Origin of the sequence: Pseudoneobacillus rhizosphaerae (assembly GCF_917563885.1) — a bacterium.
GTDB classification, from domain to species: Bacteria; Bacillota; Bacilli; order Bacillales; family Cytobacillaceae; genus Pseudoneobacillus; species Pseudoneobacillus rhizosphaerae.
In genome coordinates this window covers 1-15,504 of sequence record NZ_CAKJTG010000013.1, presented here as the reverse complement: position 1 = coordinate 15,504, position 15,504 = coordinate 1, and the positions used below count along the sequence as shown (strand labels likewise).

The following is a 15,504-nucleotide window of genomic DNA, read 5'->3' as shown; positions in this document are numbered from 1 at the left end:
GAGGAGGAATTAAATTGGAACTCAATTTTCATCGACACCGTCGTTTAAGAAGTACTGAAAATATGCGTGCTCTCGTACGTGAAAATCATTTACGAGTAGAGGATTTTATTTACCCCCTTTTTATTATTGAGGGTGAAAATATCGTTAATGAAGTAAAGTCGATGCCAGGTGTATTCCAGATTTCTTTGGATAAGTTGGAAGCGGAAATGGACGAAATCGTTTCTCTTGGAATTAAATCGATTCTTTTATTTGGAGTTCCTTTGGAGAAAGATGAGCTTGGACAAGGTGCCTATCATAATCATGGGCTTGTTCAAGAAGCAACCCGTCTAGTAAAGGGAAAATATCCGGAAATCATCGTTGTAGCAGATACTTGTTTATGTGAGTACACAAGTCATGGTCATTGTGGCGTAATTGAAGGTGAAAAGGTTTTAAATGATCCGTCTCTACAATTACTAGTACAAACTGCAGTAAGTCAAGCAAAGGCTGGAGCTGATATCATCGCACCATCTAATATGATGGATGGCTTTGTGGCTGCGATTCGCAAAGGACTTGATGAAGAAGGCTTTGAAGATATTCCGATTATGTCTTATGCGGTGAAATATGCTTCTTCTTTTTATGGACCATTCCGTGATGCGGCAGATAGTACACCTCAGTTTGGTGATCGCAAAGCCTATCAAATGGATCCAGCGAATCGTTTAGAAGCACTACGGGAAGCAGAGTCAGATGTAATGGAAGGCGCTGACTTTTTAATGGTTAAGCCTGGTCTTCCTTATTTAGATATAGTTCGTGACGTGAAAAACCACTTTAATTTGCCAATAGTAATTTACAATGTAAGTGGAGAATATTCGATGGTTAAGGCAGCAGCGTTAAACGGTTGGATCGATGAGCAAAAAGTTGTAATGGAAATGTTAACGGGTATGAAACGTGCTGGTGCAGATTTAATCATTACTTACTTTGCAAAAGACGTTGCTCGTTGGCTAAAAGAGTATTAAATAAGTCAGGAATGAGGAATCCTAATATGCATTCATATAATCAATCAATTGAAGCCTTTAAAGAAGCTGTAAATTTAATGCCCGGTGGGGTTAATAGTCCAGTACGTGCGTTTAAATCAGTAAATATGGACCCGATTTTTATGGCAAGGGGTAAAGGCTCGAAAATTTATGATATAGATGGAAACGAGTACATTGACTATGTTCTTTCTTGGGGACCACTAATTTTAGGTCATACAAACGACTCTGTTGTCGAGTCAATTAAAAAAGTAGCTGAACTAGGAACAAGCTTTGGGGCTCCTTCTTTAATTGAAAATGAGCTTGCAAAACTTGTAATTAAACGTGTTCCATCAATTGAAATGATTAGAATGGTTTCTTCCGGAACAGAAGCAACAATGAGTGCTCTACGCCTTGCTAGAGGATACACAGGAAGAAATAAGATTTTAAAATTCGAAGGCTGTTATCATGGACATGGCGATTCACTTCTTATTAAAGCAGGATCTGGTGTAGCGACCTTAGGCTTACCTGATAGTCCTGGAGTACCAGAAGGGATTGCTCAAAATACGATTACAGTACCTTACAATGACTTAGTAAGCTTAAAATATGCCTTTGAGCAATTTGGTGAGGATATCGCTGCGATTATTGTCGAACCGGTTGCAGGTAACATGGGAGTTGTCCCTCCTCTACCTGGATTTTTAGAAGGTCTTCGTGAAATCACTACGGAATATGGTGCACTATTAATCTTTGATGAGGTTATGACTGGATTCCGTGTTGGCTATAATTGTGCCCAAGGCTACTTTGGAGTAACACCAGACTTAACTTGCTTAGGTAAGGTAATCGGTGGTGGACTACCTGTAGGTGCTTATGGTGGCCGTAGAGAAATTATGGAAAGAATCGCTCCAAGCGGACCAATCTATCAGGCTGGAACACTGTCAGGAAATCCATTAGCGATGTCTGCAGGTTTAGCGACTTTAAAACAGCTTACACCTGAGCATTATGTAGAGTTTGAGCGTAAAGGCGATATTCTTGAGCAAGGTATTAAGGCGGCAGCTGATAAGTATGATGTCCCTCATCGTATTAATCGTGCGGGGTCGATGATTGGATTCTTCTTTACAAATGAAGAAGTAACTAACTACGAACAGGCTAAAACATCAAACTTAGACTATTTTACAACTTATTACAAAGAAATGGCTAATCAAGGTGTTTTCTTACCACCATCACAATTTGAAGGATTATTCCTATCGACTGTTCACAGTGATGAAGATATCCAGAAAACTTTAGAAGCAATTGAAAAGTCATTTGCAGTCATAAAAGGTTAAAATTTCGAAACTTCCACATTTTAGTGGGAGTTTTTTTTATGTCATATTCATAAAAATGGAGTTTCATACATACAGTTTAATGACATGGTGATTTAACGTTAAATGATTGAAAGGAGGAGTCGCTTTGTCTCAGGGAAACCAATCGTTTTTACGATTTTCTTTAGAGGAATCTGTATGGTTTCAAAGAGGACAGGAAGTCGAAGAGCTCGTTTCGATTTCACTTGATCCAAATATAACAATCCAAGAAACTGACCAATACGTGACGATTCGTGGCACACTTGATTTGACAGGGGAATATAAATGTCAAGGTGAGGTAGAGGCTGAGAATAGCCAAGAGCCGAGTGTACAAAAGTGGGTTCATTCGGTTGATGAAAGAGAAGAAGGTCTCTATGAATTTTCTCATCGCTTCCCTGTGGATATTACCATCCCCACGTATCGGATACGTGATTTAAGTGAGATTGATGTTATTATTGAAACTTTTGATTATTTATTCCCAGAAAGAAGCTGCTTAAAGCTAACGGCAGATTTAAATGTTACTGGCTTATATGAAGAGCAATCAGAAGAAGTAGAAGAAGTAGAAGAAGAAGAGGACGTGTTTGAGCTTTCGTATCGCTCCCAAGAGGACGTTGAGCCTTCTCTAGATACAGATGAAATTGATGATGATGATGAGGATTATGAGCCATTTGAAGTTGAAGCACGCAAGGAAGACACCTTCTTTGCAGAACCAACTCTTGCAGAATCCTCTTCTCATCAACCTTCGATACCTGAAATTTCCTTTTCTGCTTATCGAAGTGAGCAACCAGCTTTGCAAGCTGAAGAATCTGAAGAATCTGAAGAAGAAGTTCAACCAATTGTGGAAGATGAAAATCTACCAGTTGAGGATGAAACTCCTGTTAATAGTCCAAAGACAACGACTTCTGTTGTAGACTATGTGAAAAATAAGCTGACGAATAAGAAAAGTATGTCAATCTCTGAATTTCTTTCACGAAAAGAAGGAGAAGAACATGCAAAGCTTAAGGTGTGTATTGTTCAAAATGGTGAGTCGATTGGTACACTAGCTGACCGTTACGATATTTCGGTACAGCAGTTATTAAAAGTCAATCATTTGGAGCCCAATCAGGACGTCTATGAGGGGCAAGTTCTTTATGTCCCTAGTGTAGCATCCAAAAAATAAAGGTAAATAAATTAAGAAACAGATTGAGCGGGTTTAATAAACCTGCTCTACTGTTTTCTACCTCCTTTTCTATTAGGAAGTGAGTGGAGATTGGATGAATGAACAAGATATAGTTACTATTTTAAGAAATTACTCGATACGAGCAGATTTTATTGAACGTTTCGGAAAGATCTATAAAATTTACTCAAATAAAGGAACTTTTGCCCTTAAACACATTCCAATTCATCATGGTATTGATTTTGTTAAGCATGTTCAATATTTATACCAAAAGGGATATCATCGCATTGTTCCAATCTTTCCAACTCTAGATGGAAGGTATGCGGTAATGCATGAGAATTCGCTTTATTATTTGATGCCTTGGTTAATAAATGATGAGAAGGAAGATAGAAAAGAAAGACCACAGCTCATGTTTCGCGAGCTGGCTAGGATGCATGCCCTTTCTCAAAAAGAAATAAAGATTGATAAGGAAGACAGAAAAGAGCATTATGATGGAACAAAACAGCAGTGGGAAAAGGATGCAGAATTTTTAGAGGGATTCATAGAGTCCTGTGAAAAAAAGATTTATATGTCGCCTTTTGAATTACAGTATTGCCTTTATTTTCATGAAACAAGGCAAGCTCAACGTTTTGCCTTACAGAAACTTGAAGAGTGGTATGAGGCAACAAAAGATCAAGAAAAGGCGCGAACCGTTATTAATCACGGTAAGGTATCAACTGAGCATTTTCTATTTGATGAAAAAGGCTATGGCTTCTTTTCTAACTTTGAAGAATCAAAGCTAGGTTCCCCAATTCATGATGTACTTCCGGTATTGTTTAGAGCCTTAAAGGGTCATCGAAAGAATTTTGATGAAGCGATTACGTGGTTGTATGACGGCTATTTTAAATACTTTCCCTTTAAAGAAGATGAAAAGCTTCTGTTTTTTAGCTATTTTTCCTATCCGAATTTAATGATTCGATTGATTACAGAATACGTACAAACAAGCGAAAAGAGGAATGAATTAAATTTTTCGCAAAAACTACAAAGACGATATTGGCAATTGAAAAATACAGAGTATGTAGTTGGCAGAATAACCCAGATTGAAGAACAATTAAAACAACAAAAAGAAGGAGCCCCAGGATCATAAGCTGGTTGGCTCCTTATATTATTTCTAAATATAAACAAATGGCAATTGAGATAAAAATAATTAAAAGTAATACATCCAAAACTGTTGGAAAAAATACTGTTCTAATTCCTTGGAAGATACAAAATGGAATAATAAATTGCGAGGCAATGAGCTTTAATTTTCTGACCCATGGTGAATATGGGTTAAACCTCATACATAACCCCTCCATCTTTTTTTATTTCAGTTTATGTTAGAAAGATTCTAATTGTGCCTATATAAATTAAGTGTCAACTTAGGATAAGCTGAATATTTTATTGAAAATAGGAAATCATGATTGACGAAGTAACCTTTTTTTCGGTAGTATAGCTATATATAATTTTTAATAAGTAGCGAAGATAGGGATAGTACGTTGGTACTCTATTTAAAGAGAGGGAAATGATTAGCTGGGACATTTCCTATTTAGGCCCATCAGAAAGTCACCCTTGAGCTTCTTCTGTCAACGGAAAATACTTTTCTTAGTAATGGAAGACGGAATAGACCGTTATCTAACTTGAGAGCCAATTGTGTTTTTTTGCAATTGGAAAAAAGGTGGTACCGCGAATTTGAACTCCATTCGTCCTTTTATAGGCGAATGGGGTTTTTTATTTTTATAAGGAGGTTTTGATTGATGGAAACAAAAGAATTAACGATGCCGACTAAATACGATCCTAAATCGATAGAAAAAGGACGTTATGAGTGGTGGCTTTCAGGGAAATATTTCGAAGCAAAAGGGGAGCAGGAAAAACAGCCCTACACGATCGTCATTCCTCCTCCAAACGTGACAGGTAGGCTTCATCTTGGTCATGCTTGGGATACAACGCTACAGGACATTTTGACGCGTATGAAGCGCATGCAGGGCTTTGATGTTCTATGGTTACCAGGAATGGACCATGCTGGCATCGCTACTCAAGCAAAGGTAGAGGAAAAGCTACGAAGTGAAGGGAAAAGTCGCTATGACCTTGGACGAGAGAAATTCGTTGAGGAAACATGGAAATGGAAAGAAGAATATGCAAGTCATATTCGGGAGCAATGGTCAAAGCTAGGTTTGGGCTTAGATTATACACGTGAGCGTTTTACATTAGACGAAGGTCTTTCAGACGCTGTTCGTGAAGTGTTTGTAAAGCTTTATAATAAAGGGCTGATTTATCGCGGAGAACGTATTATTAACTGGGATCCTTCTACAAAAACGGCATTATCAGACATTGAAGTAATTCACCAGGATGTTCAAGGTGCATTTTATCATATGCACTATCCTTTAGTGGATGGTAGTGGAACTATAGATGTTGCAACCACTCGTCCTGAAACGATGCTAGGTGATACTGCTGTAGCAGTTCATCCAGAAGATGACCGCTATAAGCATTTAATTGGAAAAATGGTTAAGCTTCCAATCGTGGGCAGAGAAATCCCGATTGTTGGCGATGATTACGTTGATATGGAATTCGGATCAGGAGTAGTAAAAATTACTCCGGCCCATGATCCTAATGACTTTGAAGTTGGAAACCGTCACGACCTTGAAAGAGTACTAGTAATGAACGAAGACGGATCGATGAACGCTAACGCGGGAATCTATCAAGGCTTAGATCGTTTTGAGTGCCGCAAGCAAATAGTAAAGGATCTCCAAGAGCAAGGCGTTCTCTTTAAAATTGAAGAACACCTGCATTCAGTAGGACACTCAGAGCGTAGTGGAGCAGTTGTTGAGCCTTACCTTTCAACTCAATGGTTTGTAAAAATGCAGCCATTAGCCGATGAAGCAATTGCCCTACAAAGCAAGGAAGAAAAAGTACACTTTGTACCAGATCGCTTTGAAAATACGTATATGCGCTGGATGGAGAATATCCGTGATTGGTGTATTTCTCGTCAATTATGGTGGGGTCACCGTATTCCAGCTTGGTACCATAAAGAAACAGGTGAAGTTTATGTTGCTCATGAGCCACCAGCAGATATCGAAAACTGGAATCAGGATAACGACGTATTAGATACATGGTTTAGCTCGGCGCTTTGGCCATTCTCCACAATGGGTTGGCCGAACACAGATTCTGATGATTACAAACGTTATTACCCAACCGATGCTTTAGTAACAGGCTACGATATCATTTTCTTCTGGGTATCTAGAATGATCTTCCAAGGATTGGAATTCACAGGTGAGCGTCCGTTTAAAGATGTTTTGATCCATGGATTGGTTCGTGATGCCGAAGGACGGAAAATGAGTAAATCATTAGGAAACGGCGTTGACCCAATGGATGTTATCGACCAATACGGTGCTGATTCCTTACGTTATTTCTTATCAACTGGCAGTTCACCTGGTCAAGATTTACGTTTCAGTATGGAAAAGGTTGAATCCACTTGGAACTTTGCTAATAAAATTTGGAATGCCTCTCGTTTTGCGTTAATGAACATGAACGGTTTAACGTACGAAGAAATCGATTTAACAGGTGAGAAATCTGTTGCTGACAAATGGATTTTAACTCGTCTGAATGAAACGATTGAAACTGTTACGAGACTTTCGGACCGCTATGAGTTTGGTGAAGTTGGTCGTGTTCTTTACAACTTCATTTGGGATGATTTCTGTGACTGGTATATTGAAATGGCGAAGCTTCCACTTTACGGAGAAAATGAGGCGGCTAAGTTAACAACAAGGTCTGTTTTAGCGTATGTACTGGATAACACAATGAGATTGTTACATCCGTTCATGCCGTTTATTACGGAGGAAATCTGGCAAAACCTTCCACACCAAGGGGGATCCATTACAGTTGCGGCTTGGCCAACAGTTAATGAAGAGCTAATGGATAAGGAAGCTGCGGCAGAAATGAAGCTTCTAGTTGAAATTATCCGTTCTGTTCGCAATATAAGAGCAGAAGTAAATACCCCTTTAAGTAAAAAAATCAATATGTTCTTAAAAGCGAAGGATTCTTCAATCGTCACAGCTCTAGAAAATAATCGAGGCTATTTAGAAAGATTCTGTAATCCAGATGAGCTTCAGATTGGAACGGATCTATCTACGCCAGATAAGGTAATGAGTGCAGTTGTAACGGGAGTAGAAATCATTCTTCCTTTAGCAGGTCTAATCAATATTGATGAAGAAATTGCTAGACTAGGGAAAGAATGGGATAAGCTGAACAATGAAGTTGACCGTGTTCAGAAGAAACTTTCAAACCAAGGCTTTGTGGCAAAAGCACCTGAAAAGGTCATTGCTGAGGAAAAAGCAAAAGAACAGGATTACTTAGAAAAACGTGCAGCTGTGGAAGCACGTATAAATGAATTGAAAAATAGTTAATTAGAAAGGCTGACACCAAATGATGATAAACATCTTTTGATGTCAGCCTATTTTTTATAAAATATCCTTCAGAATGTCCTTTACTTCTGAGATCAAATATAACGATCCAGTTATAACTAAAATATCATCCTCGTTTAATCCTTTTATTTCTGTGGAAAGGCAATCTGACAAATGGCTAGCACTGCTTTTATTCTCCAATATGCTTAAAGCTTCTAATTGTTCAGCTGAAGCGGCTCTTGGAAAATCAAAATCAACAAAGGTAATTTTATCTGCAATTTCTTCTAGCATTCTAATCATTGCCAAACTGTTTTTATCCTTCAAAGCCCCAAAAAGGAATTGGAAATTGTGGCCTGGGTATTCGTCTTTTAGTGTTTTGACTAAATATTGGACTGCGTCATCATTATGGGCGCCATCCAAAATAATATCAGGTCTCACAGATACGCGCTCAAATCGTCCTGGCCAAAAAGCATTTTTTACACCATTTTCAACATGACTATGTTCGATAGTAAATGAGTGTTCCTTGTTTAACAATTCCGCTGCCACAATAGCAAGTGAACAATTTTCCTTTTGATGCTGACCTTTCATATGTAGTTCTAAATCGTATTTAGTTTTTGGGGAATGAAGTGTAAAATCCTTCCCTTCACTTGTAATGGCAAAATCCTCATTCAACACATATAAGCTGGAATGATGCTCATTTGCATATTTTTTGATTACGTCTAAGGCTTCTATATTTTTCACCGCAGTAACACATGGTATATGGTCTTTAATGATTCCTGCTTTTTGAACAGCTATATCTGATAGATTATTTCCTAAGAATGCCGTATGTTCTAGACTAATATTCGTAATAATCGACACAAGTGGTTGAATTATATTGGTAGAATCTTGAAGGCCACCCATCCCTGTTTCGAAGAGGATAATATCCTGTTTGTTTATTCTTGAAAAATAGACGATAGAAAGTACAGTTAATAGTTCAAAATCAGTTAATAACTCAATCTTTTTTTTATCTTCCACTATCTTAATTAAATACCTAATCGTTTCTTCGAATTTCTCAATGGAGATAGGACCATCATTTGTAGATATTTGATCATTAACAGATAAGATATGTGGAGAAGTGAAAGATCCTACTAAATAGCCAGCTTCCATCAGAATCGTTCGCAAAAATTGAAGCGTGGAACCTTTACCATTCGTACCAGCAATATGAACCGTTTTGATTTCATTTTGTGGATTTCCAATACTAGCTAAAATTTCTTGAATTCGATCTAATCCTAAGTTAATTTCTTCATTCGTTTGAATGTCAAATTTACTTTTATAAAAATGAAATCCTTTGATCAATTTAATCCCTCTTCTATTGTCACATTTTGTCTTTATCGTTAGAATAACATTATAATTCAAATCATAGAAGGTGTAGGAAATGTTTTTCAGACTCAATGCCGAAAAAGAAAAAAATGAGATAGACCGACTGATAATTTCTGAAACTAAACCGAAGTCAGCCTTCGATTTTTTGAAGCTTAGTGGTACATACAAAGGGAAAATCCCAATATTAATAGTAGTTAGTGATACCAATGATTCAATTAGAGCTAAGAATTGGTGTAACACACTCCAAAGGCTAACAAAAGCACATGTGAAATTTATACATTCTATTCATTACTCATTTGAAATTGAAGCCTATATAGAAGAATATAAGATTCAGTCACTGTTTATTTTAGATATTGGCTACACTAAAGAAGGTATTTTTATTTCAAGTAGGAATGCCGCCATTCAGTCCTTCCTAATCCAATCATTTTCAGTGGAAAGTCATCAATTTAGTTGGATGGAGACCGATATTGAAAATCTACCAATCTATTCAAATACGCTAACAGCATTAGTTAGAGTTGGAAAGGAAGTTGACCTTCCAAAGCTGTGCTCTTTTTTGAGTTCTATGATTGGGGTCATTCCTAAATTGTCGCTTTTTGATGAGAGCCAAATCTTAATGAAAACGGATGGCAAAGTGAAACAAAATATTCCCTATAACAGGATTGAATTAAATCCTACTTTTATAACTCAAAATCAATTACAAGAAAACGATTATGTAGTCATTTATAATCCTTTGAATTTCTTATTTACTGTTGCATGTGTCAAAAGCACTTCAACTTTAGGGATGAATGAAATAACTACCAGCAATTCGATTAGTAAAAAATTAAAACTAGCCGTGAATGGGGAAATTGTTTTACATCCTTTAGAGAGAATAATAATCAATAGGATTGTAGTGCAAAATGCAAGTCAACTAGTTGACGGAGATATTACGATTTCAAAAGATATCGACGAAGGATTAACAGCAATAGGGGCAGATTATTTTGAGATTGTTAACCGTGTTACATCTGCATCTTTTGACATTGAACGATTAAAGATCAGAGTTAACTCTGATCTGGCATCTGGGACGATACAGCTAAGTTATATGCAGCGTGAATTCCTTGATTTGGAGCATCCACCAGATATATTGTCGAAATTTTACTATGAAGAAATTACTGAATCCTTAATTAAACAGCTAGAACCTATCGATTTTATACAGAAACAATATGAAAAACAAAAAGTCCGTGAAGATTTAAAATTTGAAGATAAACAAAAACTGAAGAAACTAATTAAGCAAGCAGGCTTTAATAATGTGGCCATTTATCCACTATTTTTAAAACCAGTAAAGAAAAAGAGATTCTCACTATCTAGATTGTTTCTAAATGTGGCCATTCGACCTGCCACTCTTCAATTAAATGTTATTCGTCCATATAGTACAGACGAGTCGAGCAATATTGTGAGGATGTCTAAAAGTGCGATGAACTTACTGGGAATAGCTGAAAATGACCTCGTTATCCTTAATTACCGAGGAAAGTCGATTGAGGTTCCTGTATTAGAGTTTGATTCACCGGAATTAGTTAAAGAAACGAATATTGTGACGAATGAAAGCTCGATTAACATATCGATTGGCATTCCTGCCCACTTAAGATTTAAATTAGGAATAAAACAAATAGGGAAAATCTGTGAGATTGAAAGAAATCTTTCGTTTCTATTTAAGAAAAATTTAAGTTTGCAGTTTATTCCTATATTAGCAGCTGCCTTCGCTGTGTTTTCTTTAAACGAACTTAGCTTTTGGAATAGAAGTATCATAGCGGCAATCATTGTACCGATTTCAAGCTATATCACCTTATCCGTTGTACGTGAAAAAATCCCAAAAACTAGGAGGGCTTCATGGTCACTTTGGAAAAAATAAAAAAGATGGAATTACTCTATAAAGAAGAAACCTTCGAAACGAATGAAGCGTTTGAAGTCATCCTTGGGGAGCTGCCTGTTTTAGTTTCTGCACCTCATAGTGTGACACACTTTAGAAAAGGACAACCAAAGCACGGTGAATTCATGACGGGGGTAATCGCAAAACTTTTACAGGAGCGTTTAAATTGTTATTGTATTACGAAAACCAAAAATGATTTAACCGACCCGAATTTTGATGGTGATCATCCTTATAAAGAAGCGATTACCAATCTAGTAGCTGAACAAGGAATTTCCTTTCTCATTGACCTTCATATAATGGCAAGCGAACGTCCAGCGGCAATTGAAATTGGAACTGGTAATGGAAGAAATGTTTTTAATGATTATCGTTATGAAGAGATTTTAAAACAAAATTTTGAGCTTCAAGGTATTAACCCGATTATTGTAAATGAACTATTTACCGGAGGCTTTAAACATACAGTGTCATCGACCATTTCTCGAGAAGCCAATATTCCGTGTATTCAAATTGAAATCAATTGGAGATTACTAAATTCATTAAGTGACCAACACCAAATTTATGAAGTATTAGACTCACTCACATCGAGTATTGATACATTAAGGAGTAGAAAATGAAAACTCTATCTTGCTGGATAATCTACAACGGAAGTTTAACCTCTCCAAAATTTATTGAACAAGCTGAAATGATAAAGGTCAGTGCTGAACGAAGGAATATCTCTTGTACCATCTACCAAAATGATGAGTTAACGATGGAGATTTCAGAAGGAAATTTAACTTTAGGATTTTTAAAAGAGGGAAACAAGCCAGACTTTGTTATTTTTTTAGATAAGGACATTCTGCTTGCAAGACAATTAGAGCAGCTTGGTATTCCTGTTTATAATCCTGTATCATCCATTGAAAAATGTGATAATAAAGCAATTATGTATCAAACGTTAGCGAACCATGGTTTACCAATCCCAGAAACGATCATTGCCCCAAAAGTATATAAGGGTTTTAAACTAAAGGACAAGCGATATTACGAATACGTAATCAACCGACTAGGCTTTCCAATGATTATTAAAGAAGTCCATGGTTCATTTGGAATGAAGGTTTATTTAATTCAAGATGAAACAGAATTTTATGCTAAAGTAGAAGAGCTATCAGGTATTTCGTATTTGTTCCAAAAATATATTTCTACCAGTCATGGTAGAGACATACGAATCAATGTTGTTGGTGACAAAGCAGTTGCCTCAATGTATAGACATTCAGATATTGATTTTAGGGCAAATGTAAGCAATGGTGGAAAAATGATGACTTACCAACCTACTGAAGCCCAGATTGAGCTTGCAGTAAAATGCACGAAAATCATGGGAACTTATTTTTCAGGAATCGATATTTTGTTTGGTGAAAATGAAGAACCGATAATTTGTGAAGTAAACTCAAATTCTCATTTACGAAATATATACGATTGTACCGGGATTTGGGTAGCAGACTATATGATTGATTTCGTGATTGATCACCTCAAGGTGTTAGCAAATGAGTGAGCAGCTAAGCGGATGGCTTATATACAAAAAGAAGGATGCTGAGAAAAATCATGGCTTCATTAAGATGCTAGTAGATGAAGCTGCCAATTTACATATTTCTCTACAACTAGTCTTGGAAGAAGATTTACTGTATGGGATTAAAAATAGCCAATTTACCCTATCTCATTCTATTTATGATGTGAAAAAGATTAACTTTGCTATTGTCAGAACAATCAACCCCTTATTAACCAAACAGCTTGAATACCAAGGAATCCGTTGTTTTAACAACTCGGCGATTTCTGAAATGTGCAATGATAAGGCGCTAACTTATCAGTACGCAGCAAAGATTGGTCTACCTCTATTAGATACTTATTTTATATCCTATGAAACCTTTCAACCAGAATTGGTCATTTTGGACTTTCCATTGGTGCTTAAGCAAGTGGATGGAAGAGGGGGCAACGAGGTTTATTTAATAGATACGTTAGAAGGGATTTTAAATAAGTTAAAAGACTATCCACATAAGAGATTCGTTTTGCAAGTGTTCGCGGAGAACCCTGGTAAAGACGTCCGAGTATTTGTGATAGGCTCTAAAATCATCGGAGCTGTTCTTAGAGAATCGAGTACTTCGTTTAAAGCTAATTATACGTTAGGTGGCAACGTAAGTGCCTACCAGCTAAATGAAGCTGAAAACCTTCTTGTAAGCAAAATAACATCATCAATTAAGGCAGATTTTGTCGGAATTGATTTTCTCTTAAACAGCAAAAATGAATTCATTTTTAATGAAATAGAAGACGTTGTAGGGTGTCGATCCTTGTATTCAACTAGCAATGTAAATGCCGCTGCATTGTATATGAAATATATAAAAAAGACCATAAACAGGGAGTAGTTGAATGCTGGCAATTCCTATTTTAATAGTTAATAGCAAAATATTGTAAATTTCGGTATAGATTGTTGTGACAATTGACTGAATTTTTGATAAAATAGTCTTTATACTTAGTTGAACGGTTTAGAAGAGGAGGGTGGATAATGTATGTGAAACCAAATATACAAAAAGCAGTCTGGATTATTTGGGCTTTACTTGTACCGGTTGGATTGTGGTTGGTTGCTTTATACTTTCCACCTCACATTGCCGGTTTCAAACTAGATTTACTTGGATTCGCTGTATTAGCACTTATTGGGGCAGCGATGCCGATGGTTATCAACAATACGCCCATTTCGATTATTCAATGTTGGTTATTAGCAGTCTTTCTAGCATTTGGAATATTTATTGAAATGCTTGTTGCGCAAATGGCCATAATTGTTTTATTACTGAGACTTCGAATTGGAAAAAACGGCTCCTTTAGATATCCACTCAATTCTATAATGTTTTTTCTCATTTCTTTAATTAGTGGTCTAGTCTACTATGCTCTGGGTGGTACAACGGGTGTTAACCTCATTACTAATGCTTCCAATTTGTGGTTTGCAATCGTGTATGCATGCGTTCATTTTATCGTCAATCAAATTATTCTAAGGTCTAACTTTCGGATAATATATGGTAAAAAAATAACCTTTTTTGGGAAAGATTTTAGTTGGGATTTAGTTACTGCAATTATTAGCCTTCCAATTGGCTATAGCTTATATATTCTTTATACAGAAGAGGGACGAGCTGCCTTTTTGTTCGTAGGAGTTCCATTTGTTAGCTTATCAATCATCTTATACCTCTATTATACAAGTCAAAAAATTAATGAATACTTACATAAAGCCGCAGACATTGGTCACCAACTAGCAGAGCGACTGCAGGTCGATGAGGTTTTGGATTTATTTATCCAAAAGGTTTCCGAAATGCTACCAGTTGATTACGCCTACATTCTAGATGTAGTAAAAGGTGAAGAATTACAGCTGCTCCGTCGAGTTGAAAAAGGAGAAATTCTACCTCCTGACATAGCACCATTAAAGAAAAATGAAGGAATCAGTGGGTATGTATGGGCCAATCGTAAAGCAGCTCTTTTCCATTCAGCTAAGGATTGGCTGAGACACGCAAAAGGCTACATGCCTCCAGAAGCACAGAGCCTGTTAAGTGTCCCGATTGTTCGACATAATGAGGTAATCGGTGTCCTTTTCTTAGCATCTAAACGAAAAAGAGCTTATGAAAAATCTCAATTAATTATTGTAGATTTGCTTTGTTCACACTTCGCAGTCGCAATCGAAAATGCTAAACACTATAAAGAAACAAAAGAGCTTAGTGAAAAGTGCGCCTTAACAAAGGTTTATAACTATCGCTTCTTTGAAAATCTAGTAGCAGAAGAGTATAAAAAACTAGAAATAGGTCAACGTAAGGAATTATCACTAGTCATCCTGGACTTGGATCATTTTAAAATTATTAACGATACGTATGGTCACCAAAGCGGCAATGAAATTCTCAGTGAACTTGCTGAACGTTTACAGAAATGTGTTGGGAATAAAGGCACCGTCGCTAGATTTGGTGGGGAGGAATTTGTAGCCCTCCTACCTGACGTACCTAAAGAAGAAGCACTTGAAATTGCCGAAACCATTCGTCAAGAAATCGCTTATTATCCATTTGTGCTAAAGGAACATATTGGGGATGAGGAGATTCAATTATCTGTTCATGTGACGGCTTCTATTGGGGTGGCTACTGCTCCTGCTGATGCAGATGATTCGTTGGCGTTGATTAGGCACGCTGATAGAGCACTTTATGTAGGGGCGAAGCGGGCTGGGCGAAATCGGGTTGCGGAGTATGTGAAATAATAAAAAATAGACAGAAAGACCTTTATTTTATTGGGTCATTCTGTCTATTTTAATATAAAAGCAAATAATTTCCATCAATTAACACTTGTGAATACTATATTGACA

Annotated in this window: 12 protein-coding genes and 1 other annotated feature; of the genes, 10 read left to right on the top strand and 2 right to left on the bottom strand. The window is 36.8% G+C overall.

Annotation, left to right across the window (positions count from 1 at the left end; all coding sequences use genetic code 11):
• The first annotated feature begins 14 nt into the window (after positions 1-14).
• The 4 genes from hemB to ysxE all read left to right on the top strand — a co-directional run bounded on the left by hemB (position 15) and on the right by ysxE (position 4,605).
• Positions 15-992 carry a porphobilinogen synthase gene (hemB, locus tag LRP83_RS12595; RefSeq protein ID WP_230497050.1) on the top strand — a complete coding sequence of 326 codons (978 nt, stop codon included), beginning with the start codon at positions 15-17 and terminating at the stop codon, positions 990-992.
• A gap of 26 nt (positions 993-1,018) precedes the next feature.
• The gene (gene hemL / locus LRP83_RS12590; protein WP_230497049.1) at positions 1,019-2,308 is read left to right on the top strand and encodes a glutamate-1-semialdehyde 2,1-aminomutase; all 1,290 of its coding nucleotides are present in this window, start codon (positions 1,019-1,021) and stop codon (positions 2,306-2,308) included.
• Positions 2,309-2,432: 124 nt separating this feature from the next.
• A complete protein-coding gene (gene spoVID, locus LRP83_RS12585) occupies positions 2,433-3,482 on the top strand; it encodes a stage VI sporulation protein D (protein ID WP_230497048.1) in 1,050 nt (349 codons plus the stop codon).
• Between the two features lie 94 nt (positions 3,483-3,576).
• Positions 3,577-4,605: a spore coat protein YsxE gene (ysxE, locus tag LRP83_RS12580; protein ID WP_230497047.1), complete on the top strand. Its 1,029-nt coding sequence runs from the start codon at positions 3,577-3,579 to the stop codon at positions 4,603-4,605.
• Positions 4,606-4,618: 13 nt separating this feature from the next.
• Here ysxE and LRP83_RS12575 read toward each other — a convergent pair whose 3' ends face one another.
• A complete protein-coding gene (locus tag LRP83_RS12575; RefSeq protein WP_435531353.1) occupies positions 4,619-4,798 on the bottom strand; it encodes a YszA family small membrane protein in 180 nt (59 codons plus the stop codon).
• A 169-nt stretch (positions 4,799-4,967) separates the two neighbouring features.
• Positions 4,968-5,208 (top strand) — a binding site (T-box leader).
• Positions 5,209-5,251: 43 nt separating this feature from the next.
• Between LRP83_RS12575 and LRP83_RS12570 the strand changes: the two genes are divergently transcribed.
• Positions 5,252-7,897, top strand: coding sequence for a valine--tRNA ligase (locus LRP83_RS12570; protein WP_230497045.1), 2,646 nt, complete (start codon positions 5,252-5,254; stop codon positions 7,895-7,897).
• A gap of 54 nt (positions 7,898-7,951) precedes the next feature.
• Here the strand turns inward: LRP83_RS12570 and LRP83_RS12565 are convergent, their stop codons facing one another.
• Positions 7,952-9,229 carry a bifunctional folylpolyglutamate synthase/dihydrofolate synthase gene (locus LRP83_RS12565; RefSeq protein WP_230497044.1) on the bottom strand — a complete coding sequence of 426 codons (1,278 nt, stop codon included), beginning with the start codon at positions 9,227-9,229 and terminating at the stop codon, positions 7,952-7,954.
• Positions 9,230-9,308: 79 nt separating this feature from the next.
• On the opposite strand from LRP83_RS12565, the gene LRP83_RS12560 reads away from it, so the two are divergent.
• The 5 genes from LRP83_RS12560 (at position 9,309) to LRP83_RS12540 (ending at position 15,399) form a co-directional block, all read left to right on the top strand.
• Positions 9,309-11,138: a hypothetical protein gene (locus tag LRP83_RS12560; protein ID WP_230497043.1), complete on the top strand. Its 1,830-nt coding sequence runs from the start codon at positions 9,309-9,311 to the stop codon at positions 11,136-11,138.
• The gene (locus tag LRP83_RS12555; protein WP_230497042.1) at positions 11,117-11,767 is read left to right on the top strand and encodes an N-formylglutamate amidohydrolase; all 651 of its coding nucleotides are present in this window, start codon (positions 11,117-11,119) and stop codon (positions 11,765-11,767) included. Before LRP83_RS12560 ends, LRP83_RS12555 begins: the two co-directional genes overlap by 22 nt.
• Positions 11,764-12,675 (top strand): ATP-grasp domain-containing protein, encoded by a 912-nt coding sequence (locus tag LRP83_RS12550; protein WP_230497041.1) that lies wholly within the window; start codon positions 11,764-11,766, stop codon positions 12,673-12,675. Before LRP83_RS12555 ends, LRP83_RS12550 begins: the two co-directional genes overlap by 4 nt.
• Positions 12,668-13,540, top strand: a complete 873-nt coding sequence (locus LRP83_RS12545; RefSeq protein WP_230497040.1) for an ATP-grasp domain-containing protein — start codon at positions 12,668-12,670, stop codon at positions 13,538-13,540. The genes LRP83_RS12550 and LRP83_RS12545 overlap by 8 nt, the downstream gene beginning before the upstream one ends.
• Positions 13,541-13,680: 140 nt before the next feature.
• Positions 13,681-15,399, top strand: coding sequence for a sensor domain-containing diguanylate cyclase (locus LRP83_RS12540; protein ID WP_230497039.1), 1,719 nt, complete (start codon positions 13,681-13,683; stop codon positions 15,397-15,399).
• Positions 15,400-15,504 lie beyond the last annotated feature (105 nt).